The sequence below is a fragment of the Sphingomonas sp. genome, from assembly GCF_036269755.1.
In the GTDB taxonomy this organism is placed as follows: Bacteria; Pseudomonadota; Alphaproteobacteria; order Sphingomonadales; family Sphingomonadaceae; genus Sphingomonas.
In genome coordinates, this window is the sequence record NZ_DATBDV010000022.1 from 1 (window position 1) to 21,238 (window position 21,238).

A 21,238-nucleotide genomic window follows, 5' to 3' on the forward strand; every position below is an offset into this window, starting at 1 on the left:
CCGGCTGGCTCGGATCCTCGAGCACGCGGCCCTCGGACGAGGTGTGGAGCAGGTTGGCGTCGACCGAGAACGGCGCCTCGCCGCGCTTGTCCTTGGCGATCGGGATCTGATGCTCTTCGGCAAACTCGAGGAGCTTGGTGCGCGACGTCAGCTCCCACTCGCGCCACGGTGCGATCACCTTGATGTCGGGCGCGAGCGCGTAATAGCCGAGCTCGAAACGGACCTGATCATTGCCCTTGCCGGTCGCACCGTGGCTGACCGCGTCGGCATTGACCTGCCGCGTGATCTCGATCTGGCGCTTGGCGATCAGCGGCCGCGCGATCGAGGTGCCGAGCAGATACAGCCCCTCGTACAGCGCGTTGGCGCGCATCATCGGGAAGACGTAATCCTTGACGAACTCCTCGCGAAGATCGTCGATAAAGATGTGCTCGGGCTTGACGCCGGCCTGCTCGGCCTTGCGCCGCGCCGGCTCAAGCTCCTCGCCCTGGCCGAGATCGGCGGTGAAGGTCACCACCTCGCAATTGTAGGTCTGCTGGAGCCATTTGAGGATGACGCTGGTGTCGAGCCCGCCCGAATAGGCCAGAACGACTCGGTTGATCTTTTCACTCATCGGCACGATCCTTCACTGCGGCCCGCGCCCTATGCGAGCCGCCGAGTCGGTGCAACCGGGGGAGCACATGGCGGACAACAAGACCAAACCGACCGCGGGCGATCCGGCGACGTATCTCGCGACGATCGACCAGCCACGCCGCGGCGATGCGGAAGCCGTGTGCGCCGCGATGGCGCGGATCACCGGCGAGCCGCCGACGATGTGGGGGCCGTCGATCGTCGGGTTCGGGGCCAACCACTACAAATACGATAGTGGGCGCGAGGGCAGCATCTGCAAGATGGGCTTTTCGCCGCGCAAGGCCGCGCTGACGCTGTACGGCATGGGAATCGAGCGTAACGCGGCGATCGTCGGCCGGCTCGGCAAGCACGGCACCGGCAAGGGCTGTCTCCACATCAAGAAACTGGCGGACGTGGACACGGGCGTGCTCGACGAACTGATCGCCGCCGCCTGGGCCGGTTAGGCCTTCCCGGCGATCCGACGTTCTTCGGCAAGCATATAATCGCGCGTGATCGGCAGCGCGTGGCGGTTGCGCGCGAATTGCAGCTGGTAGTTGACCATGCCGCCATAGCGGAAACTGACGCACGACCCTGCGAGATAAAACGTCCACATCCGAAAGAACGTTTCGTCATACATCGCGACGATCTTGTCCTTGTTGGCGACCGCGCGGTCGTACCAAGTCTGGAGCGTGTACGCGTAATGCAGCCGCAGCACCTCGCAATCGGTCATGTAGTAGCGCAGGCCCTCATAACCCTTCGCGATCTCCGACAGCGCGGGGATATAGCCGCCGGGAAAGATATAGCGCGCGGTGAATTCGTCGGTAACTCCCGGCCCGCCGGCGCGACCGATCGTGTGGACCAGCATCACGCCATCCTCGGTCAACAGGTCGCGGCACTTCTTGAAAAAGGTGCGATATTGCGGCGGGCCGACATGTTCGAACATGCCGACCGAGACGATCCGGTCGAAGCTGCCGGTCTGCTCGCGGTAATCGGTCAGCGCGAACTTGACGTGATCGGCCACCCCGGCATCCGCGGCACGTTGGTTCGCGGTTTTTATCTGCTCGTCGCTCAGCGTGATGCCGAGCACGTCGACGCCGTAGGTCTGGTGGAGGTACAGCGCCATCCCGCCCCAGCCGCAGCCGATGTCGAGCACCCGCATCCCCGGCGTGAGCGCCAGCTTGGCGGCGATATGGGCTTTCTTGTCGAGCTGCGCTTGTTCGAGGCTTTCGCCGGGATCGAGGAAATAGGCGCAGCTATACTGGCGATCGGCGTCGAGGAAAAGGTCGTACAGCGCGTTGCCGATATCGTAATGGTGCTTGACGTTCTGTCGCGACACCCGCGTGCGATTATACTGGTCGATCTTTCGCCTGATCCACGTGACGGTGCGCGCGGCCGCATTGGGATCGAGCGCGCCGGTCGCGGCCTCCCACCGGTTGTTCGCGGTCGCCAGCGCAAGCAATCCCATGATGTCGCCACGTTCTATCGTGGCGCGGCCCTCGATGAACGCCTCGGCCAATCCCAGCGAGGGGTCGCGCAGGATGCGGCCCGGCGTGGCGCGATCGGCGAACCGGATCGCGATGTCGGGGAATTCGGGGTCCGGCGCCCCGAACGTCCGGACCGACCCGTCGGCATAGGTCACTTGCAGCGTGCCGCGCTTGAATGCGCGAACGAAAAAACGGTCGATGATCGCCATAGGGCAGCGCTGCTACCGCGCGATTACGGCGGGGGAAAGGTACAACCGGCCAAGCTAGTCAGATTCCGGCATACCAATCGTAGCCAACCGCATCCTCCCAATAGCCGCCCTGCCCCGCGCCGATTCCGGCGAGACTGTCGACTGCGTCGATCTTCATCACGTACTTGGCGTGCTTGTAGCCGAGTTGGCGCTCGACCCTGAGGCGCACCGGCGCGCCGTGCCCGACCGAGAGCCGCTGATCGTTCATAGCCCAAGCCAGGATCGTCTGCGGATGGAAGGCATCGACCATGTCGATCGATTCGTAATAAGGAGCGCCGTTGTAGAGGTCGGCGCAGGTGAACACGACGTAGCGCGCCGTATCGCGCACCTCCGCTGCCTTGAGCACATTGCCCAACATCGGGCCCTGCCACTTGCCGATCGCGCTCCAGCCCTCGACGCAATCGTGCCGGGTGATCTGCGCGCGCTGCGGCATCGCGGCGAGATCCTCGAGGCTCAGGCTCAGCGGCCGCGTCACCAGCCCGCCGACCTGCACCCGCCAATCGGCAAAGCGCGCGGCGACATGCGCGGCATAATCGGCGGTCCCGGGATCGTGCGTGCCATTGACCCGGAACAGCGGCGACATCTGGTCAGGGCGAAATTCGGGAGCGAGCGCGGCGCGGTTGCTGAGGGCGCGTTGCAGCCCCTTGTTGATCTTGTCGCCAGAGAACAGGATCTTGCGGAACCCCGGCTGGTCGGCGAGCTTGTCGCACCCCGACAGCAGCAGCCCGGCGCCCGCCACGCCCATGCCGGCCAATCCCCGTCGCGTGATCAGCGTCATTCGCCGCGCTCCGGGGGCAGCTTCCACCGTCCCGTGATCATCGACATCGTCTCTTCGAAAGGCCCCGCCAGGATGACCAGCGCCAGATGGACGACGACGAACCCGACCAGCAAGGCAGCGGCGATGAAGTGGATCGACCGCGCCGATTGCCGCCCGCCGAAAATCTCGAGCAGCCACGGCCACGCCGCGTCCATCGCCGGCGACATCGCCAGTCCGGTGAAGATCATCAGCGGGATCAGCACGAAGATGGTCGACACATAGGAGAGCTTTTGCAGCGTGTTGTACGCGGCGGGATCGTCAGGATTGTGGAAATCGAACCGCGTGTGCGCGATCGCGTCGTCGAGCAGGTGGCGCGGCGCCACTTCCTTCGCCCGCACCCGCAAGTTGCGCTGGAAATGACGATTGATCAGGCTCGCAACCATGAAGACGAGCAGCCCGAACCCCAGCACCAGCGCGAAGGTCAAATGCCAGCGACGCGCCAGCGCAAGGTTATAGTGGGCCGGGATCGTCACCCATCCGGGCCAGTGCGGCAGGTCGAGCCAGGGCTGGTCGAAATTGGCGCCGAACCGCCCCCAATAGAGATGAGGGTGCGCATTGAGGATCGTCAGCCCGCTGCCGATCATCACGAAGATCGTGATCGCGTTGACCCAGTGCCACAGCCGAGTCGCGAGGCGATGGCGGTAGACGGTGCGCGAAAGTTGAGGAAGTTGAGGCGCCTGCGCGGCCTCCTCGACGTTGGCGATGGTCGCGGGAGTGGCCGTGTCGTCCATCCTGGCTGGCCTGTACCATCACCGGCACGGTGCAGGACAGCGGAATTCAGCTATAGGCGCGCCAGAAGAACACCGCGGCGGTGACCCCGGTGACGAGCAGAGTCCACACCCGCACCGCGGACGCGGGCAGCTTCTTGCCGACATGCGCGCCCGCCCACCCGCCGAGGATCGCCCCGGCCAGCATCGGCAGGCACGCCCACCATCGCACCATGCCGGCGGAAACGAACACGATCGCCGCCGCGAGATTGGCGATCGCCAGCATCAGCGTGCGCGGCGCGAACAGCTCGCGCGGGGAATGGCCGGCGAGCAGGCCGTACGTGGCGGTGGTCATCAGCCCGACGCCCCCGCCGAAATAGCCGCCATAGATGCCGAGCAGCATCTGCACGCTCAGCAATGCGTTGCGTCCGATCGTCACGCGCCGCTGCAGCCACGCCGCCGCGCGTTTGCCGAGCGCGAGAACGACGAACGCGTAGAGCACCAGCCAGGGGATGATCAGGTCGAACGCGCGGCTCGCCGTCAGCACCAGCAGCACGCTCCCGGCCAGCCCGCCGACGAAGGTCACGCCCGCGAGCAAGCGGTAGTCGACCCCGCCGACCGGCCCGAGTTCGTCGCGGAATGCCCAGGCGCTGGTCGCCGCGCCGGGCAGCAAGGCGACGTTCGAGGTCGCGTTGGCGATGTTGGCCGGCAACCCGATCGCGAGCAGCGACGGCAGCGTCGCAAACGTCCCGCCGCCCGCGAGCGCATTCATCGCGCCGCCGACGAATCCGGCACCGGCGGCGAACAGCAAGGCGAGCGGCGCGGTCACGCCTGCGTCATTCCCGCCCGGCGCGGCTTTGTCGAGCGTTGACCATGGCAGCGTTAAAGCAATACGTTCATCCGCAAGTGAATGAATGCAGCTGGAGAAAAGCCCGATGAGCAAGCCCCCGGCGTCAGCACCCAATCCGTCGGCCGCGCTGACTCGTCGAACGGTCGTCGCCGGTGCCGCGCTCGGCGCGGGCTATGCCGCGACCGCCGCCGCTCTGCCGCGAATCAGGTCCACCCGCGCGCTGCCGCCCGGCTTCCTGTGGGGTACCGCGATTTCGGCGCATCAGAGCGAGGGCAACAACACCAACAGCGACGCCTGGCTGATGGAGAACCTCAAGCCCACGATCTTCAAGGAACGCTCGGGCGACGCGTGCGACAGCTATCACCGCTACGCCGAGGATATCGCGATCGCCGCCGGGCTTGGCTTCAACTGCTATCGGCTGGGGATCGAATGGGCGCGGATCGAGCCCAATCAGGGCCATTTCTCCAATGCCGAGCTCGATCATTATGCGCGCGTGCTGGAGACGTGCCGCACGCACGGGCTGAAGCCGATCGTGACCTTCAACCATTTCACCACGCCCTTATGGTTCGCGATGCGCGGCGGGTTCGAAGTGACGGACGCGCCCGATCTGTTCGCGCGCTATTGCGGCACCGCCGCTGCGCATCTCGGCGGGCTGATGCATGCCGCAACGACGTTCAACGAGGCGAATATCGGGTTGTTGGTCAACGTCATGCCGCAACTGGCGGCGGCGATGCCGATCGCCAGAGCATCGCTAGCGGTCGCCTCGAAGGCGACCGATTCGCCCAAATTCTCTCGGCTCGCTTATGCCGACCCGGCAATCGCGCAGCCGATCCTGCTGGAAGCGCATCGCGGCGGCTATGCCGCGATCAAGGCGGCGCGCCCGTCGCTGCCGGTCGGGCTGACGCTAACCACGCAGGACATCCAGTCGATCGGCGCGCCAGAATTCGCCGACACCTATCGCGGCCGGCTGTATGGCGGGTGGACCGAGGTCGCGCGCAGCTATGCCGATTTCGTCGGCGTGCAGACCTATACGCGAATCCTGGTCGGACCGAACGGGGCGGTCGCGCCGCCGGCGGGGGCCGAACTGACCAAGGCCGGCTACGAATTCTATCCGCAAGCGCTCGCCAACACGATCCGCTGGGCGCACGCGACGATCCGCAAGCCGATCTACGTCACCGAGAACGGTATCGCGACCGACGACGATACGCGCCGCATCGCGTATATCGACCAGGCGCTGACGGGGCTGCGCGACTGCATCGACGAGGGGATCGCCGTGCACAGCTATCTTTACTGGTCGCTGCTCGACAATTTCGAATGGGGATCGGGGTTCGGCGTGCATTTCGGCCTGGCCGCGGTCGATCGTACGACCTTCAGGCGAACGCTCAAGCCGAGCGCGCGCCACCTCGGCGCCATCGCGCGCGCGAACCGGATTTGAGCCTCAGCCCAGCGCCGCCAGCTTCTCCTCGGCGAGCCGGTCGAGTTCCGCCCGGCTCTTCTTCTCGCTCGCCGTCTTCAACTGCCCGCACGCGGCATCGATGTCGCGCCCGCGCGGCGTGCGGACGGGGGCGGAGATGCCGGCTTCGAAGATGATGTTCGAAAAAGCGCGCACGCGATCCGGGGTCGAGGTGTCGTAGGGCGCGCCCAGCCAGGGGTTGAACGGAATCAAATTGACCTTCGCGGGCAGCTTGTACTTGCGGATCAGCCGGACGAGCTCGCGCGCATCCTCGTCGCTGTCGTTCTTGTCCCTCAGCATCACGTACTCGAACGTGATCCGCCGCGCATTGTTCGCGCCAGGATAGTCGGCGCAGGCCTGGAGTAGCTCCTCGATCCCGTACTTGCGGTTCAAGGGTACGATTTCGTCGCGGATTTCCTTGGTCACCGCGTGGAGCGAGACCGCGAGGTTGACCCCGATCTCCTCGCCGGCGCGCGCCATCATCGGGACGACGCCGCTGGTCGACAGCGTGATCCGCCGCTTGCTGAGCGCGAGCCCATCGCCGTCCATCACCAGCTTCAACGCATCGCGGACATTGTCGAAATTATAGAGCGGCTCGCCCATCCCCATCATGACGATGTTGGTCAGCATCCGGCCCTCGGGCTGGCTCGGCCATTCGCCGAGCGCGTCGCGCGCGAGCATAACCTGGCCGACGATCTCGGCGGGCGTCAGGTTGCGCACCAGCCGCATCGTACCGGTATGGCAGAACCGGCAGTTGAGCGTGCAGCCGACTTGGCTCGACACGCACAACGTCCCGCGATCGGCATCGGGGATGAACACCATCTCGTAATCCTGCGCGTCGGGCGAACGCAGCAGCCATTTGCGCGTGCCGTCGGTCGACACTTGAGTCTCGACCACTTGCGGGCGGCTGATCACGAAGCGCTGCTGCAGCCAGGCGTGGAGCGTCTTCGAAATGTCGCTCATCACCGAAAAGTCGGTCGCGCCGCGATTGTAGATCCAATGCCACAGCTGTTTCGCGCGCAATTTGGCCTGTTTCGGCTCGAGCTGCGACGTCTCGAGCGCCATCCGCAGATCGTCTTTGCTCAGCCCAAGCAAGTCGATCCGGCCGTCAGCGCGCGGCACGACGGCTCGCGGGACGGGCACGGGGTCGATGTGCCCGGGAATGGGCATGAGGGCGGCCGACTCTGTCTGCATGACGCGCCACATAGGCGAACACCGCAGCCTTTTCTAGGTGGCGGCGCGGCGGCGATAGGTGAAGTCGTACGCCAGCTTCCAGCTCGCGCCGTCGTCGATCGAGAATTCGCCGCGCTGATCGACGCTGCCGTCGGCATTCGGCCGAACCGTCATCCGGTTGGTGACCGATCCGTTCCTCGACACGAGCACCATCCCGCCATTGCTGAACCCGCCGGTCAGTGTCGCCGCGGCGCCGCCGCTGTCGACGTAGAATTGCCGCCATCCCTTGTCGGCGGGGATGTAGTTGCTGATCGATCGCCCGTGATAGTCGACGGGCTTGTTGCCTGGGCCGATCGTCTGGTCGAACGTCTCGCTGATCGCGCAGCCGACGATCTTTTCGATTCGGCTATGCGCGATCACGCCCGGCGATCCGGTCGCCGACACGTCCCAATCGCCGACCCAGAAATCGAACGCGCGGTGATCGGCGTCGCCGCAATCGACTTTTGGCGGTGCGGGCGGCGGGGCGGTCTGCGGTACGGCGGCGAGCAACAGCGGGATCAGGATCATGATGTCCTCCACGGCAGTGTACGAGCAAACTAACACACCGCCGCGCATCCGACAAGTGTGCAAGACGCCGACACCCGGCCGACCGGCTATTGGCAAACTATTGCAGTCAATGCCGCTGCAAGTATGATTGCGGGCATTGGGGGAGAGAAAAATGTTTAGGCACATTACAGTTTTCGGAATCGCGATGCTGTGCCTTGCCGGCTGTCAGCGCCAACCAGTCCAGTGCACTGCAGAAAGCGCGCAGTCGACGGTGGTTGATCTTGTCAAGGAACAACTCGAAAAGTCGGTGTCGGGCAAAGTCCGCAACGAAACAGGTAACCGGTCTGTCTCGCTTTCGAAGATCCGCGCCGCAATTGCGCAACTCGTTATAGCCGTCGACGATATCCGGACGTCTAAGGAAGACCCAAACAGCACCAAGCGCTTTTGCACGGGGACGCTGAAGGTTCGCTTTCCCACGGAGATGATCGCGGACGCGGACAAGGCACGAGCCGACGCCCAGTTGAACACGGTTGCAGACTTGGCCGATTCGAACGATATCGAGCAGAATGCCGATCGTTTCTCGGCTTCGCTCGACTTCAATATTCAACCGACAGACGATGGCTCAAAGGTCTTCGCCGAGGCGGAAAGCGGCAACAACATGTTCACCTTCGCGGGCGACGTGGTCGCGGCTGGTCTCATGCGCTCCTCAATCGAGGACGCGCAGCGTCAGGAGCAGCAAGCCAAGGACCAACAGGCGGCGGTGGAAAATGCCGCGTTGGTGGAGCAGCGCAACGCCAACCTCGAATCCGCCAAGACCGACAACCAATTGGCAGAGCAGGCACTGACGGCCGTGTGGCGATCGCTAAATCCCGACACACACGGGCAGTTGCTGCCAGTGCAACGGACCTGGATCAGGAAGAAGGATGCCGATTGTCGCGTCGAAGCCGCGTCGGCCTCAACCGACCCCACCGAGATGGAGATAGCGCGGTTGAATTGCGACACCCGCGTTTCGCAGGAGCGCACGCAATGGTTGCAGCCTTATCGGAGCGCCGATCCCGGCAGTGCGATGAACAACGCGATGTAGCGGCGCGGCAAGATCAGCGCCGGCACGCCAGCGCGGCGGCGTCGATCGCGGTGGCGGCGCCGGTCAGCGCGTAGGTGTCGGCGAATGGGCGCCCGTCGCGCCCGAGCCCTTCGATGCTCATCGACCGTCCGCTGCGCATCGCCGCGACGATCGCGGCATCGGTGCGGGTGTCGGGCGCCCAGGCGTCGGCATCGCCGGCAACGAGATCGAAGCGCCGCTCGCCGATCGACAGCGTGACTCGCGCGGTGGCGGCGCGCGGCAGGCTCAAGCGGACATGGAGCTGGCCGCGGATGTTCTGGCCCGGCCAGTCGGCGACGCTGACGAATCCGGCACGGTCGGCCGGATCGACCGGTTGCGCGATCGCATAGCAGCGGCGCGGCGACGCATCGCTGAACGCGCCCCATCCGCGATAAACCCCGATCGTGTCGCGTGCGATCGCCGGCGTCGCGACGAGCAACAGGATCGCCAGCGCCCTCACGCGACCTCCCCGCCGCCGCCGAGGTGCACGATCGTCTCGACCCCGCGCTCGATCATCACCAGCGATCCTTGCGGCAAATGCCCTGCGGCGGGCGCGCCGAAGCGTTCGGCGGGCGGCGCGCCGGTCATCACCCCACGCATTACGCGGCTCGAAATGCCGTGCATGATCACCAGTCGGTCGCTGTGATCGTCGGCGGTGTCGGCGAGCCAGCCCGACACGCGCTCGGCGATCTCGTGGTACAATTCGCCATCGGGCGCGGAGAGCAGCAGCCCACTCGGCCGGTCGATCACGTCACCCGCCTCGGCGATGACGTCGGCATAATAGCGCCCGCCCCAGCTCCCCATGCCGATTTCGGTCAGCCTTTTGTCGGTTTTGGCGGCATGCCAGTCGAGCCCGACATGCTCGGCGATCACCGCCAGCGTCTGAAGCGCACGGCCGGTCGGCGACGCCCACAGGGTCAGTTTGGGCCGATTGCCGAGCGCGTGGCGGAGCGCTTCGCCCATCTCGTCGGCCTGCGCGAAACCGTTGCGAGTCAGCGGTGTGTGCGACGCCTCGCCCTGCAATCGCCCGGCGGCGTTGAACACCGTCTCGCCATGCCGCGCGATGAAGTCGCGGCCCTTGCGGTCGGTCATCGCGCGCTCGGTTTTCATCGCCGCGCTTTCAACGCCCTGTGACATGAAAGCAACGAATTTCCTCGTTTATCTGGGGTTCATGCAACCTCGCGGCGGCCTCACCCATTGGGCGCTTCCCGCGTCGTCGTCCCCCTCGGCGGCCGGTCAAGTGAATGGAGTTCTTCAATGCGTACGTTGCTTTTCGCCACCGCCGTCCTCGCCAGCTTCGGCGTCGCCGTCCCTGCTTTCGCGCAAGACGCGCCGCCGTCCGATGCGACCTTCACCGGTCCGCGCGCCGGCGTGATCCTCGGCTATGACCGGCTGCAACCCGGCCAAGTGCCCAATTCGGATATCAACGACAGCAATTCGGCCGACGGGCTGACCTATGGCGGCGATGTCGGCTACGACATCGGCAGCGGGCGCTGGGTGTTCGGCGTCGAAGGCGAAGTCACCGGATCGACCAGCAAGGTCACCAACAATCCGTCGGCCGCCGGCGCGCTCGGCTATGGCCGCGTCAAGGCCGGCCGCGACCTGTATGGCGGCATCCGCGCCGGGTATCGCGTCGCGCCGTCGACCCTGCTCTACGCCAAGGGCGGCTACACCAACCAGCGGCTCGACCTCGTCGCGTCGAACGGCACGACCGAGACCGGCCGCCATTTCAACCTCGACGGCTGGCGCGCCGGTGTCGGACTCGAACAGGCGATCGGCAACCACGCTTATGCCAAGATCGAATATCGCTATTCGAACTACGGCAACGCTCGTCTGGAATATCCCAACGGCGCCAACACCAACAACTTCTCGGTCGATACCGATCGCCATCAGGCGGTGGTCGGCGTCGGTTTCCGATTCTGATCGGACCTCCGAAAAGCTGTTGATATCGGGGTCGGAGCGCTTGCTCCGGCCCCTTTTGTCGTTAAGGAGAAAAGACGGCAAAATGCCCCCCGGATTCTGTACGTCTGGCGGGAAGGAATGGGCGCCGGCCCGGGGGATGACGGTCATGAAGGCGACGATCGAACGTGCAACGCTCCTCAAGGGGCTGAGCCATGTCCAGTCGGTGGTCGAGCGCCGCAACACCATCCCGATCCTGTCGAACGTGCTGATCGACGCGAGCGCCGACGGATCGCTGAAGCTGATGGCGACCGACCTCGACCTCCAGATCAACGAAAGCATCCCCGCCGCGGTCGAGCAGCCGGGCGCGACCACGGTGTCCGCGCACACCTTGTTCGACATCGCGCGCAAGCTGCCCGAAGGGAGCCAGGTCTCGCTATCGGCGGCCGAGGGCAAGATGCAGATCGTTGCCGGCCGCGCGCGGTTCCAGCTCGGAACCCTGCCGCGCGACGATTTCCCGGTGATTGCCGAGGGCGAGTTGCCGGTCTCGTTCGAACTGCCCGCCGAGACCCTGAAGCAGATCATCGACAAGACTCGCTTCGCGATCTCGACCGAAGAGACTCGCTATTACCTCAACGGCATCTTTTGGCACGTCGCCGATGACGGCCAGCCGGTGCTCAAGGCGGCTGCGACCGACGGCCACCGCTTGGCCCGCGTCACGCTGCCGCGCCCTGATGGCGCCGAGGGCATGCCCGACATCATCATCCCCCGCAAATGCGTCGCGGAGCTTCGCAAGCTGCTCGACGAGATCGACGGATCGGTCGGCGTGTCGCTGTCGTCGTCGAAGATCCGCTTCGACCTCGGGCAGGCGCTACTTACCTCGAAGCTGATCGACGGCACCTTCCCCGATTACAGCCGAGTCATTCCGACCGGCAACGACAAGATCCTCAAGATCGACCCGCGCAGTTTCGAGGAAGGTGTCGACCGAGTCTCCACGATCGCCACCGAAAAGACCCGCGCGGTAAAGATGGCGCTCGACCGCGACAAGATCACGCTGTCGGTGACCAGCCCCGAAAACGGCACCGCGGCCGAGGATGTCCCCGGCGACTACGCTTCGCAAGGTTTCGAGATCGGTTTCAACAGTCGCTACCTGCTCGACATCCTTGGGCAGATCGAAGGCGATACGGTCGAGGTACACCTCGCCGACGCCAGCGCGCCGACGCTGATCCGCGAAAACGACAAGGCGCCCGCGCTTTACGTATTGATGCCGATGCGGGTGTAAGGTGTCGCTTCGCCGCGACCAGCGGCGGCCCGGCTCCGCGTCTCGTCCACGCTCCCCCATATGACCGCGCTTCGTGCCGCCATCGCGCGGCATCCCCGCGCGGCTTTACTGCTACTGCTGTCGATGGCGGCCTTCGTCATTCGCGCGCCGCAATTCGGCAATCCGGTGATCCAGATCGACGAGCAATTCTATCTGCTGGTCGGCGATCGGATGCTCCACGGCACGCTGCCCTATGTCGATATTTGGGATCGCAAGCCGATCGGGTTGTTCGCGATCTTTGCCGCGTGTCGGTTGCTGGGGGGCGACGGCATAATGCAGTATCAGATCGTCGCGACGCTGTTCGTCGGGCTGACCGCTTACGGAGTCGCGCGGTTGGCTAACCGGATCGCGTCCGAGAGCGCCGCGGCGCTGGCCGGCTTGGTCTATATCGCGTTCCTGTCCGCCAATGGCGGAGACGGGGGGCAAGCCCCGGTATTTTACAATCTGTTGGTGGTGGCGTCCGCCGCCTCGGTCGCGCGCTCGTTCGACGCGCGCGCCGCAGCGAAGCGCGGCTTCGGGCACGGATGCGCCGCGATGATCCTGATGGGGATCGCGATCCAGGTGAAATATTCGGTGATTTTCGAAGGCGCCTTTTTCGGCCTCGCGATGATCGTCGATGTCCGGCGGCACGGCCAGCGGGTCGCCACGATCCTGGGTTCGGCATCGGTCTGGATCTTGCTCGCGGTGGTTCCGACCATCGGCGTCGCCGCTTTCTATGCGTATCTCGGGCACGAACAGGCCTTCCTGTTCGCCAACTTCGAGTCGGTTTTTCAGCGACCGTCCGTGATGGGCGACGAGTTGCGGGCGCGGTTGCTGCGCATACTGTGGCAAACCGCGCCGATCGTGTCGGTCGCCGGCGCCGGTTGCCTGCATCTGGTTCGGAACACGCCGCAAGCCCATCGGAACGTCGGTCGCTTTTTCGCCGGGTGGGCGGTCGTCGCGGTGTTCGCGCTGTTGGTGTTCGGCACCTATCATGATCACTATGCATTGCCGATCCTGGCGCCCTGCGCGCTTGCCGGCTCTGTCGTTTACGATCGTCGTCTGATCCTGCGCTCAAGGATGAGGCCGACAGGGTTATATCTCGGCGTTGCGGTGCTGGTCGCGGGCTTGCTCATCGCCGCGAACACCATCGTACGAAACCGCCACAATCGGGGCGACGGCTCGGCGGCCCGCGCCATCGCCGCCTATGTCAAACCCCGGCTGACGGGATGCGTCTTCGTCTTCAGCGGCGATCCAATCCTCTACCACTTCACCGACAGCTGCTTGCCGACCGCTTATGCGTTCACGACGTTCCTGAGCGAATCGCGCGAAGCCAGCTCGCTGGGGGTCGATCAAGTCACCGAGCTCAAGCGAGTCATGGATGCCAAGCCCAGCCTCGTGATCAGCCGGAGCCCGGCAAGCTTCCCCGAGGCGAGCCCCGCGGCATGGGCGTATATCGAGCCGATTTTGCAGCGCGACTATCGTGTCGCGATGACCCGCCAAGTCGGAAACAAGGTTCAGGTCGTCTATCAGCGCCGGGCCGTTGCCAACCCACATTGATGCGGTGATTGAGAGGGCCACGTCTGACAGCGCAGGCGACCGCGTCTTTTGACGCCGACATCTTGGAGGGTCCTCAGGCGGCGCGCGGGAAGAGCGCTGCGCGGCTGTCTTTCCCGTTGAGTCGTAGGGGCCGAGGAGTAGCAAGCTCGCGCCCCGACGCGCGAGGTCGGGCTTGCCCTGCCGGAGCAATTCCGCCGCGAGATCTAGCCGCGGCGCGGGTGCGGCGGGCACTTCACGAATGACCTTTGCCATGCCCAGCATTGCATCGTCGGGGGAACGCTCGCCGGCCTTGGCGAAGCTTTCGAAATACTTCTCCAACATGGTGATTTCCCCGTATATTCGTATCTTAGCCTTAGGGGATCGAACGGCAAGGCACTGAGTTGAACGGATAGGAAGTCGGGACGCTGCGCATGACCAACGGCAAATTCGTTTTTTCGTTCGCCATCCTCGCTGCCGCGGCGTGTTCGGCAACGCCCAACGCGCCGAGCAGCGCTCAGTCGATCAATAGCGGCAACGCTCTCGACCCGACGAAAACCCGCGTTCCACGCAATTCCCCGTATGACCCCAACCTCAAAAATGTGCCCGCGACCACCGGACGTGCAAACCTGCCGCTTACCTCGCCGCCATTTGCGGTCTCCACGATCGGCAAGTTCGACGAGCCGTTCGCGATGGCCTTCACCCCGCGCGGCGACCTGCTCGTTACCGAAAAAGCTGGCAAGCTGATGGTCCGAACCGCGGACGGCGCGATGGGAGAAGTGACGGGCGTGCCGAAAGTTGCGGCCGGCGGCCAAGGCGGGTTGCTCGACGTCGCGGTCGCGCCCGATTTCACGCGCAGCCGGACGATCTACCTCAGCTATGCCGAACCCGGCGCGGCGGGGAGTGCGCTCGCGCTCGCCAAGGGCACGCTGGACATCGATGACGAATGCGTCGCTTCACCTTGCCCGTTGCACGGCGCCAAGCTGAGCAATGCCGCTGTGATCTGGCGATCGGGCATGAACGGCCCGGGCGGCCAGTTCGGCGCGAACATCCTGTTCTCGCCCGACGGCAAGTATCTGTTCCTGAGTTCGGGCGAGCGCCAGCGATTCAGCCCGGCGCAGGATCCCAAGCAGGCGCTCGGCAAGATTTTGCGGCTCACGCTCGACGGCAAGGCCGCGCCGGGCAACCCGATGTACGACAAAGGCGGAGTCGAGGCGATGACCTGGTCGACCGGGCATCGCAATCCCTACGGCATGGCGTTCGCACCCGATGGCCGATTGTGGGAGGAGGAAATGGGCCCGCGCGGCGGCGACGAGCTCAACCTGATCGTGGCCGGCAGGAACTACGGTTGGCCGATCGTCTCCAACGGCGACAATTATTCGGGCCAGCCGATCCCCGACCACCCCAGCCGCCCCGATTTCGAAGCGCCCAAATTGTGGTGGAACCCGTCAATCTCGCCGGGGGGCATGATCTATTATTCGGGCGACATGTTCCTGGCGCTCAAAGGATCGCTGCTGATCGCCGCGCTGTCGGGCGAGGCGTTGATCCAGGTCCGGGTGGCGGGCGATACCGCCACCCCGGTCGCTCAATGGAGAATGGGCGGGCGGATTCGCGACGTTGCGCAGGCGGCGGACGGGTCGATCTGGCTGCTCGAGGATGAGGGGAAGCTGGTTCGGCTGAGCAAATAGCGGTGGATATCCGTTCGGTTGCGTAACCAGGCAGGCTGCGCCATTCTCCGGCGCGCCGTCGCTACCGACGGTCGTCGAAGCGGGAACCGCACCATGATCGCCAGAATCGCTGCCCCGGTCCTCACTGCCGTGGCCCTCGTAGCGCTACCCGGCGCTGCGCTGGCCGATACGTGCGCGCCCGCTTCCGCGCCGCGCCCGACCGCTACCGTCGAGGCGATGTATGCGGCGGCGATGGCGGGGGACAAGGCCGCAATGGCGGCGACCTTGGCGCCGGACTTCTACGCGTTTGACGGCGGCCGGCGATATTCCGCGAGCGAGTTCGTCGGCTTTATCGATCTGCTCAAGGCAATGAAAACCACGATGGCCTGGACGGTCACCGCGCCCGACGAAAAGATCGTGTGCGACGTGGCCTGGGTGACGTGGGACAATCGGGGCAGCGCCACCGACCCGACCGGCACGCGTAAGATCGAGTGGCTCGAATCGGCGATTGAGCGCTGGCAGGACGGCGCATGGCGGCTGGTATTCTTCCATTCGACCCAAGTGCCGCCACCGGGCAAGTGATGCGCTGCTGCGGTCAGCCGCGCACGATCAAATAATTCATCCGCGCCGCGGCGATCGGCTTGGCGGGGTCGTCCTGCCAGGCGGTCGCTTCGAGGTTGGCGACTCGGGTTCCGAGGCGAGTGACGATACCCCGGGCGCGCGTTTCCTTGTCGCGACCGCCGCGCATGAAATCGACGGTGACGTTGATCGGCTTGATCTCGCCGCCGCCCTCGCCCTCGAGCGCGTCGTGGAGGGCGACGATCGCCGCCATCTCCATTAGCCCGCTGATCGCGCCACCGTGCAGGAAGCCGGGGCGGCCGAGCACTTCGGTCGCGAACGGCATCATCAGCACCGGCGCGCCGTCGTCGCCGGTTTCGACGACGAGGCCGAGCAGATCGGCATAAGGCGGCATCCGGATCATCGGCGATACCCGTCGGGCGCCATGAACGTGCCCGCGACGTGCGCGAGCGGATCGTCGGCGTCGCCGTCATGCGCCTGGCCGCGGACGAACGCGATCGACCGAGTCAGGCGATAGCATTCGCCGCGCCCGATCACCGTCTTTCCGGGCGTCGCGGGCCGCAGGTAATCGACGCGCAAGTCGAGCGTCGCGTGCGCCACGAACGCGTCGGCGCGCAGCCACACGCCGAGGCTGGTCGCCATGTCCATCAGCGACAGGATCGGTCCCGACGCGACCACCCCGGTGCCGAGATTGCCGACCAGTTTCGCGTCATAGGGCAGTGCCAGTTCGGCCCACATGTCGCCATGCGCATGATATTGGATGCCCAGCGCGCCGCCATGGCCGAGGCCGGCGCGAAAGAAGCGTTCGGGGTCGAAGCCGGTGAAGCCGTTCATCGATTCGGCCCTAGCACGGTTGCCGCCGCCGCCAACCCCGCTTAGCCTCTGCGGAAAGGAGAGACGATGCACCCGAGCGTCCATGCGCAGGCGAACCCCGACAAGTCGGCTGTGATCGTCGCCGAGACCGGCGAGACGTGGAGCTATGCCGATCTCGATCGGCGGTCGAACCAAGTCGCGCAGCTGTTCCGGTCGCGCGGGCTCGGCATCGGCGACACCGTCGCGTTCCTGCTCGACAACGTTCCCGATTATTACGCGCTGACTTGGGGCGCCCAGCGCGCCGGGCTGTTCTACGTCTGCATCTCGTCGAAGCTGACCGCGCCCGAGGCGCACTATATCGTCGAGGATTCGGGCGCCAAGCTGGTGGTCGCATCGACGGCGCTGGGTCGCGTCGTCGAGCAACTCGCGCCGTTGCTGGGGACGCGCGGCAAGCTGGTGCTCGGGAGCGACGTAGCGGGATGGGAACGGCTCGAGGAGGCGCTCGCCGCGCAGCCCGACACGCCGATCCCCGACGAACGCGCCGGGGTGGACATGCTCTATTCGTCGGGCACCACCGGGCGGCCCAAGGGCGTGCGCGTGGCCTTGCCGGAAGACCCCAATCCGGCCGCGCCCAACGTGCTGATGCAGCTTGCCGCCGGGCTCTACGGCTTCGGCGCCGACAGCATCTATCTCAGCCCGGCGCCGATGTATCACGCAGCACCCTTGCGCTGGTCGATGACCGTCCACCGGCTCGGTGGCACCGTGGTGATGATGCAGCATTTCGACCCGCTCGCGGCATTGGCGGCGATCGAGGCGCATCGCGCCAATTGCAGTCAATGGGTGCCGACGCATTTCGTCCGGATGCTCAAGCTCGAGCCCGAAATGCGCGCGCGGCACGACATTTCGAGCATGAAGGCCGCGATCCACGCCGCCGCGCCGTGCCCGATCCCCGTCAAGCAGGCGATGATCGAATGGTGGGGGCCGGTGATCTACGAATATTATGCCGGATCCGAAGGCAACGGGCTGACCACGATCACGTCGGACCAGTGGCTCGAGCATAAAGGCTCGGTCGGCAAGCCCGCTTATGGCGTGGCGCACATCTGCGGCGAGGATGGCGAAGAGTTGGCGATCGGCGCCGAGGGCCTGATCTATTTCGAGGGCGGCGGGCAGTTCGAATATCATAACGATCCGGCCAAGACCGCCGAGGCGAGGAACGCGCACGGCTGGTCGACGCTCGGCGATATCGGGCGGCTCGACGAGGACGGATTCCTATATCTGACCGACCGCAAGAGCTTCATGATCATCTCGGGCGGGGTGAACATTTACCCGCAGGAGATCGAGAACCGGATCATCACCCACCCGCGCGTCGCCGACGTCGCCGTGATCGGTGCGCCCGACCCCGAAATGGGCGAGCGCGTGGTGGCGGTGGTGCAGCCGGTCGACATGGCCGAGGCCGGGCCGGCGCTGGCCGACGAGCTGACCGCATGGTGCCGCGCCGAGCTGTCGGGGGTCAAGACGCCGCGCCAGATCGACTTTGCCGAGGAGTTGCCGCGGCATCCGACGGGCAAGCTCTACAAGCGGCTGCTGCGCGATCGTTATTGGGGCGAGACGGGGAGTCGGATCGTTTAGCGTCGTCGCCCCGGCGCAGGCCGGGGCCGCCACTTGACGGACGCAAAGCGTTGTAACTGAGCGGCCCCGGCCTCCGCCGGGGCGACGGAGATTGGAAAAATGAACGACCGCGTATCGATCACCGTCGTCGACCAGATCGCCGATGTCCGCCTGACTCGCGCCGACAAGATGAACGCGATCGATCCGGCGATGTTCGAAGCGATCGGCGCGGCGATCGACAGCCTGGCGGACCGCAAGGACGTGCGCTGCGTCGTGCTATCGGGCGAGGGCCGCGCGTTCTGCGCCGGGCTCGACATGGCGAGCATGCAGGCGGGCGGGTCGGGCACCGGGCGCGGGCGCAACGATCAGGGCAGCATCCTGCCGCAGCACGTCACCTGGGGCTGGCGGCAATTGCCGATGCCGGTGATCGCCGCGGTCCACGGGGTCGCGTTCGGCGGCGGATTTCAGATCATGGGGGGCGCCGACATCCGCATCGCGGCACCCGGCAGCCGCTTCGCGATCCGCGAAAGCTATTGGGGGCTAGTCCCCGACATGGCCGGCTGGCCGATCTGGCGCGGGCTGGTGCGCGACGACGTGCTGCGCGAGCTGGCCTACATGGCGCGCGAGTTCGACGCCGACGAAGCGCTGACCCATGGCTTCATCACCCGCATCGCCGACGATCCGCACGCCGCGGCGATGGAACTCGCCACCGCGATCGCCGGCCGCAGCCCGCACGCGATCCGCGGCATCAAGCGGCTCGCCAATGCCGCGCACGACGCCGACCCACGCGCGCTGCTCCAGATGGAAACCGACGAGCAGGTCGCAGTGATCGGCAAGCCCAACATGATGGAAGCGGTCGCCGCCAATATGGCGAAGCGCGCGGCGGTTTTCCGGGATTGAATGGCGGAAAGGTCACACTATCGCAGTGTCGTTCCGATCCGTCGATCTCGCCTTTTGCCCGCCAGCCGCCGCCCCGGCCTCGTCAATGAGCGAGTCGCAGCGTGTCATTCGAATTCCAACATTGCGAGCTTAATCGGCCAGCGCGCGCGCTCGCCATTGTTCGAGCGCCACGCGAAAGTCGGGGTCGATCGCACCGTTGGTGGTGACGATCGTCACGTCGCACGTCGCCATCGGGGTTCCGTTCTGCAGCGCGAGGCCGAGCGCCTGCCACGATCGCGTGCCGAGAGCGCCGATGCCGTGGACCATCTGCACTTCGCCGGGGAAGCTGCCCTCGGCCAGATAGTTGATCTCGACATTGGCGACGAGGCCGCGGTTGCGCCGGGGGCTGCTGCCCATGATCTCGCCGAAGAAGCGGACGCGCGCCGTCTCGAACAAAGCCGCCCAGGCGACGTTGTTGATATGGCCGAGCACGTCGAGATCGGCGAACCGGGTCTGGATCGAGTCGTGATGCGGGTAGGCGGAGGCGTCGAGACGCCAGGGAGCGGGGCGCGGCATGCGGCTTCAGAGCCGTCCCGCGAACAGGTCGATCTTGCCGATCGGCACGCCCTTCAGCCGTAGGATCGCATACGCCATCGACAGGTGGAAATAGATGTTGGTGGTGGCGAACACCGACAGCCACTGGCTGGTCGGGAGCGTCGGCTCCATCTGGTCGGTGATCTGGATCGTCAGCGGCTCGTCGTCGCGCCCGGCAAATTGATCGGGCGTCAGCGCCGCGAGGTCGGCCTGCGCCGTGGCGATCGCCGCGCGCAGGCCGTCGAGCGTGAGGTCGTCGGGAACCCGCTCCGGCACCGGCAGCCCGGCGGCGCGCGCGGTCCATTGGCGCGAGAAACTGATCACCACCTCGGCCTGGAAGCGCAGCGGGTGCATGTCGTCGACCAGCCGCCAGTCGAGGATCGAATCGGGGTCTTGACCCTGCCACTTGGCGAACTCGGCACCCTTGTCGAGCAGATGCTGAAGCGATCCGAGCGTGCGGTCGTAGAGCCCGACGAAGCTGAACATCGTGATCAGCATGGTTTCTCCCCTGTTGCTCGCGGGCCTACGCATCGCAAGGGACACCCGCAAGTGCGTCTTGCCGGGGCGAGCCGGGTCGGCGAAGGAGGGCGCGCCATGAACGTTTCCGATGCCATCGCAGCGCGCCGGTCGGTGCGCGGGTTCCTGCCCGACCCGGTCGATCCGGAGCTGCTTCGCGACATCGCGGTCAAGGCCGCGCGCGCGGCAAGCGGGGGCAATATCCAGCCGTGGCACGTCGACATCGTCGGCGGCGAGAGTCTGGACGAGCTCAAGGCGATCATGGCGGCCAAGATCGAGGCCGGGCACACCGAGAAGCCCGGCTACGACATCTATCCGCGCGACTTCACCGCGCCATATCGCGACCGCACCTTCGCGGTCGGCGAGGCGATGTACGGGCATATCGGGATCGAGCGCGCTGACAAGGCGGCACGCCGCCAATGGTTCGCGCGCAATTTCCAGTTCTTCGGCGCGCCCGCGGCTATGTTCTGCACGGTCGACCGCCGGATGGGGCCGCCGCAATGGAGCGACCTGGGCATGTATCTGGAAAATGTCATGCTGCTCGCAGTCGAGGCCGGGCTCGCGACGTGCCCGCAGGAATGCTGGGCGATGTATCCCGAGACGATCGAGCGGTTCCTCGACGTGCCGGCCGAGCGTATGCTGTTTTGCGGAATGGCGATCGGCCGTGAGGACAAGGCCGAGCCCGCCAACCGGCTGCGCACCGAGCGCGCACCGGAAGGCGAGTGGTTGAGCGTCCGGACCTGACGGCTCTCCCCCTGGGAGAGCGACGGGGCCCGCGCGCAACCGCGAGAAGGATGGGGTCGAAAGGGACGGCTATCTCAGCCGCGCGCCCTTTCGCGCAGAATCGCTGCTCCCCACCGC

24 protein-coding genes are annotated in these 21,238 nt (G+C 65.8%); 11 read left to right on the forward strand and 13 right to left on the reverse strand.

Features of this window, described 5'->3' with window-relative positions; all coding sequences use genetic code 11:
- On the reverse strand, positions 1 to 610 hold a 610-nt coding region (locus tag VH326_RS14475), incomplete at its 3' end, for an argininosuccinate synthase domain-containing protein (protein WP_329632547.1).
- 67 nt (positions 611 to 677) lie between these two features.
- Between VH326_RS14475 and VH326_RS14480 the strand changes: the two genes are divergently transcribed.
- Positions 678 to 1,070: a DUF1801 domain-containing protein gene (locus VH326_RS14480; protein WP_329632548.1), complete on the forward strand. Its 393-nt coding sequence runs from the start codon at positions 678 to 680 to the stop codon at positions 1,068 to 1,070.
- Here the strand turns inward: VH326_RS14480 and VH326_RS14485 are convergent.
- Genes VH326_RS14485 through VH326_RS14500 form a run of 4 tightly spaced genes read right to left on the reverse strand, consistent with a single transcriptional unit; the run spans position 1,067 to position 4,691 of the window.
- The gene (locus VH326_RS14485) at positions 1,067 to 2,299 is read right to left on the reverse strand and encodes a cyclopropane-fatty-acyl-phospholipid synthase family protein (RefSeq protein WP_329632549.1); all 1,233 of its coding nucleotides are present in this window, start codon (positions 2,297 to 2,299) and stop codon (positions 1,067 to 1,069) included. The genes VH326_RS14480 and VH326_RS14485 overlap by 4 nt on opposite strands.
- A 58-nt stretch (positions 2,300 to 2,357) precedes the next feature.
- On the reverse strand, positions 2,358 to 3,116 hold the full coding sequence (locus VH326_RS14490; protein ID WP_329632550.1) for a molybdopterin-dependent oxidoreductase: 759 nt from the start codon (positions 3,114 to 3,116) through the stop codon (positions 2,358 to 2,360).
- On the reverse strand, positions 3,113 to 3,886 hold the full coding sequence (locus tag VH326_RS14495; protein ID WP_329632551.1) for a cytochrome b/b6 domain-containing protein: 774 nt from the start codon (positions 3,884 to 3,886) through the stop codon (positions 3,113 to 3,115). The genes VH326_RS14490 and VH326_RS14495 overlap by 4 nt, the downstream gene beginning before the upstream one ends.
- A gap of 46 nt (positions 3,887 to 3,932) precedes the next feature.
- Positions 3,933 to 4,691, reverse strand: a complete 759-nt coding sequence (locus VH326_RS14500; protein WP_329632552.1) for a sulfite exporter TauE/SafE family protein — start codon at positions 4,689 to 4,691, stop codon at positions 3,933 to 3,935.
- A 106-nt stretch (positions 4,692 to 4,797) separates the two neighbouring features.
- Between VH326_RS14500 and VH326_RS14505 the strand changes: the two genes are divergently transcribed.
- Positions 4,798 to 6,147, forward strand: a complete 1,350-nt coding sequence (locus tag VH326_RS14505) for a glycoside hydrolase family 1 protein (protein WP_329632553.1) — start codon at positions 4,798 to 4,800, stop codon at positions 6,145 to 6,147.
- Positions 6,148 to 6,150: 3 nt separating this feature from the next.
- Here VH326_RS14505 and rlmN read toward each other — a convergent pair whose 3' ends face one another.
- The gene (gene rlmN, locus VH326_RS14510) at positions 6,151 to 7,335 is read right to left on the reverse strand and encodes a 23S rRNA (adenine(2503)-C(2))-methyltransferase RlmN (RefSeq protein WP_329632554.1); all 1,185 of its coding nucleotides are present in this window, start codon (positions 7,333 to 7,335) and stop codon (positions 6,151 to 6,153) included.
- Between the two features lie 57 nt (positions 7,336 to 7,392).
- Positions 7,393 to 7,905, reverse strand: a complete 513-nt coding sequence (locus VH326_RS14515) for a hypothetical protein (protein ID WP_329632555.1) — start codon at positions 7,903 to 7,905, stop codon at positions 7,393 to 7,395.
- A 151-nt stretch (positions 7,906 to 8,056) separates the two neighbouring features.
- Between VH326_RS14515 and VH326_RS14520 the strand changes: the two genes are divergently transcribed.
- The gene (locus VH326_RS14520; protein WP_329632556.1) at positions 8,057 to 8,968 is read left to right on the forward strand and encodes a lysozyme inhibitor LprI family protein; all 912 of its coding nucleotides are present in this window, start codon (positions 8,057 to 8,059) and stop codon (positions 8,966 to 8,968) included.
- 13 nt (positions 8,969 to 8,981) lie between these two features.
- Here VH326_RS14520 and VH326_RS14525 read toward each other — a convergent pair whose 3' ends face one another.
- Together VH326_RS14525 and VH326_RS14530 are read right to left on the reverse strand one after the other, a co-directional pair.
- Positions 8,982 to 9,446, reverse strand: coding sequence for a hypothetical protein (locus VH326_RS14525; protein WP_329632557.1), 465 nt, complete (start codon positions 9,444 to 9,446; stop codon positions 8,982 to 8,984).
- Positions 9,443 to 10,096, reverse strand: coding sequence for a histidine phosphatase family protein (locus tag VH326_RS14530; protein ID WP_329632558.1), 654 nt, complete (start codon positions 10,094 to 10,096; stop codon positions 9,443 to 9,445). Before VH326_RS14530 ends, VH326_RS14525 begins: the two co-directional genes overlap by 4 nt.
- Positions 10,097 to 10,243: 147 nt before the next feature.
- On the opposite strand from VH326_RS14530, the gene VH326_RS14535 reads away from it, so the two are divergent.
- From VH326_RS14535 to VH326_RS14555, 5 genes are all read left to right on the forward strand, one after another.
- Positions 10,244 to 10,909 carry a porin family protein gene (locus VH326_RS14535; protein ID WP_329632559.1) on the forward strand — a complete coding sequence of 222 codons (666 nt, stop codon included), beginning with the start codon at positions 10,244 to 10,246 and terminating at the stop codon, positions 10,907 to 10,909.
- A gap of 145 nt (positions 10,910 to 11,054) precedes the next feature.
- Positions 11,055 to 12,167 (forward strand): DNA polymerase III subunit beta, encoded by a 1,113-nt coding sequence (gene dnaN / locus VH326_RS14540; protein WP_329632560.1) that lies wholly within the window; start codon positions 11,055 to 11,057, stop codon positions 12,165 to 12,167.
- Between the two features lie 60 nt (positions 12,168 to 12,227).
- Positions 12,228 to 13,745, forward strand: coding sequence for a glycosyltransferase family 39 protein (locus VH326_RS14545; protein ID WP_329632561.1), 1,518 nt, complete (start codon positions 12,228 to 12,230; stop codon positions 13,743 to 13,745).
- Between the two features lie 410 nt (positions 13,746 to 14,155).
- Positions 14,156 to 15,409: a PQQ-dependent sugar dehydrogenase gene (locus VH326_RS14550; protein ID WP_329632562.1), complete on the forward strand. Its 1,254-nt coding sequence runs from the start codon at positions 14,156 to 14,158 to the stop codon at positions 15,407 to 15,409.
- Positions 15,410 to 15,502: 93 nt separating this feature from the next.
- Positions 15,503 to 15,970, forward strand: coding sequence for a nuclear transport factor 2 family protein (locus VH326_RS14555; RefSeq protein WP_329632563.1), 468 nt, complete (start codon positions 15,503 to 15,505; stop codon positions 15,968 to 15,970).
- Positions 15,971 to 15,983: 13 nt separating this feature from the next.
- On the opposite strand, the gene VH326_RS14560 is transcribed toward VH326_RS14555, so the two are convergent.
- Both VH326_RS14560 and VH326_RS14565 read right to left on the reverse strand, forming a co-directional pair.
- Entirely contained in the window at positions 15,984 to 16,370 is a 387-nt protein-coding gene (locus VH326_RS14560) for a PaaI family thioesterase (RefSeq protein ID WP_329632564.1), read from the reverse strand.
- Entirely contained in the window at positions 16,367 to 16,801 is a 435-nt protein-coding gene (locus VH326_RS14565; protein WP_329632565.1) for a PaaI family thioesterase, read from the reverse strand. Before VH326_RS14565 ends, VH326_RS14560 begins: the two co-directional genes overlap by 4 nt.
- 66 nt (positions 16,802 to 16,867) lie before the next feature.
- Between VH326_RS14565 and VH326_RS14570 the strand changes: the two genes are divergently transcribed.
- Together VH326_RS14570 and VH326_RS14575 are read left to right on the forward strand one after the other, a co-directional pair.
- Positions 16,868 to 18,409, forward strand: coding sequence for an acyl-CoA synthetase (locus tag VH326_RS14570; RefSeq protein ID WP_329632566.1), 1,542 nt, complete (start codon positions 16,868 to 16,870; stop codon positions 18,407 to 18,409).
- Positions 18,410 to 18,508: 99 nt separating this feature from the next.
- The gene (locus tag VH326_RS14575) at positions 18,509 to 19,288 is read left to right on the forward strand and encodes a crotonase/enoyl-CoA hydratase family protein (protein ID WP_329632567.1); all 780 of its coding nucleotides are present in this window, start codon (positions 18,509 to 18,511) and stop codon (positions 19,286 to 19,288) included.
- A gap of 129 nt (positions 19,289 to 19,417) precedes the next feature.
- Here VH326_RS14575 and VH326_RS14580 read toward each other — a convergent pair whose 3' ends face one another.
- Positions 19,418 to 19,843 carry an acyl-CoA thioesterase gene (locus VH326_RS14580; RefSeq protein ID WP_329632568.1) on the reverse strand — a complete coding sequence of 142 codons (426 nt, stop codon included), beginning with the start codon at positions 19,841 to 19,843 and terminating at the stop codon, positions 19,418 to 19,420.
- 6 nt (positions 19,844 to 19,849) lie between these two features.
- Positions 19,850 to 20,359 (reverse strand): DUF1993 domain-containing protein, encoded by a 510-nt coding sequence (locus tag VH326_RS14585; protein WP_329632569.1) that lies wholly within the window; start codon positions 20,357 to 20,359, stop codon positions 19,850 to 19,852.
- Between the two features lie 96 nt (positions 20,360 to 20,455).
- On the opposite strand from VH326_RS14585, the gene VH326_RS14590 reads away from it, so the two are divergent.
- On the forward strand, positions 20,456 to 21,121 hold the full coding sequence (locus tag VH326_RS14590; protein ID WP_329632570.1) for a nitroreductase: 666 nt from the start codon (positions 20,456 to 20,458) through the stop codon (positions 21,119 to 21,121).
- The last annotated feature ends 117 nt before the right edge of the window (positions 21,122 to 21,238 follow it).

What these genes read in the sequence shown, in the direction of transcription:
- VH326_RS14480 (WP_329632548.1), top strand. Translation starts at nt 678, where the DNA reads ATGGCGGACAACAAGACCAAACCGACCGCGGGCGATCCGGCGACGTAT.
- VH326_RS14485 (WP_329632549.1), bottom strand. Translation starts at nt 2,299, where the DNA reads ATGGCGATCATCGACCGTTTTTTCGTTCGCGCATTCAAGCGCGGCACG.
- VH326_RS14490 (WP_329632550.1), bottom strand. Translation starts at nt 3,116, where the DNA reads ATGACGCTGATCACGCGACGGGGATTGGCCGGCATGGGCGTGGCGGGC.
- VH326_RS14495 (WP_329632551.1), bottom strand. Translation starts at nt 3,886, where the DNA reads ATGGACGACACGGCCACTCCCGCGACCATCGCCAACGTCGAGGAGGCC.
- VH326_RS14505 (WP_329632553.1), top strand. Translation starts at nt 4,798, where the DNA reads ATGAGCAAGCCCCCGGCGTCAGCACCCAATCCGTCGGCCGCGCTGACT.
- rlmN (WP_329632554.1), bottom strand. Translation starts at nt 7,335, where the DNA reads ATGCCCATTCCCGGGCACATCGACCCCGTGCCCGTCCCGCGAGCCGTC.
- VH326_RS14515 (WP_329632555.1), bottom strand. Translation starts at nt 7,905, where the DNA reads ATGATCCTGATCCCGCTGTTGCTCGCCGCCGTACCGCAGACCGCCCCG.
- VH326_RS14520 (WP_329632556.1), top strand. Translation starts at nt 8,057, where the DNA reads ATGTTTAGGCACATTACAGTTTTCGGAATCGCGATGCTGTGCCTTGCC.
- VH326_RS14530 (WP_329632558.1), bottom strand. Translation starts at nt 10,096, where the DNA reads ATGAAAACCGAGCGCGCGATGACCGACCGCAAGGGCCGCGACTTCATC.
- VH326_RS14535 (WP_329632559.1), top strand. Translation starts at nt 10,244, where the DNA reads ATGCGTACGTTGCTTTTCGCCACCGCCGTCCTCGCCAGCTTCGGCGTC.
- dnaN (WP_329632560.1), top strand. Translation starts at nt 11,055, where the DNA reads ATGAAGGCGACGATCGAACGTGCAACGCTCCTCAAGGGGCTGAGCCAT.
- VH326_RS14545 (WP_329632561.1), top strand. Translation starts at nt 12,228, where the DNA reads ATGACCGCGCTTCGTGCCGCCATCGCGCGGCATCCCCGCGCGGCTTTA.
- VH326_RS14550 (WP_329632562.1), top strand. Translation starts at nt 14,156, where the DNA reads ATGACCAACGGCAAATTCGTTTTTTCGTTCGCCATCCTCGCTGCCGCG.
- VH326_RS14555 (WP_329632563.1), top strand. Translation starts at nt 15,503, where the DNA reads ATGATCGCCAGAATCGCTGCCCCGGTCCTCACTGCCGTGGCCCTCGTA.
- VH326_RS14560 (WP_329632564.1), bottom strand. Translation starts at nt 16,370, where the DNA reads ATGATCCGGATGCCGCCTTATGCCGATCTGCTCGGCCTCGTCGTCGAA.
- VH326_RS14565 (WP_329632565.1), bottom strand. Translation starts at nt 16,801, where the DNA reads ATGAACGGCTTCACCGGCTTCGACCCCGAACGCTTCTTTCGCGCCGGC.
- VH326_RS14570 (WP_329632566.1), top strand. Translation starts at nt 16,868, where the DNA reads ATGCACCCGAGCGTCCATGCGCAGGCGAACCCCGACAAGTCGGCTGTG.
- VH326_RS14575 (WP_329632567.1), top strand. Translation starts at nt 18,509, where the DNA reads ATGAACGACCGCGTATCGATCACCGTCGTCGACCAGATCGCCGATGTC.
- VH326_RS14580 (WP_329632568.1), bottom strand. Translation starts at nt 19,843, where the DNA reads ATGCCGCGCCCCGCTCCCTGGCGTCTCGACGCCTCCGCCTACCCGCAT.
- VH326_RS14585 (WP_329632569.1), bottom strand. Translation starts at nt 20,359, where the DNA reads ATGCTGATCACGATGTTCAGCTTCGTCGGGCTCTACGACCGCACGCTC.
- VH326_RS14590 (WP_329632570.1), top strand. Translation starts at nt 20,456, where the DNA reads ATGAACGTTTCCGATGCCATCGCAGCGCGCCGGTCGGTGCGCGGGTTC.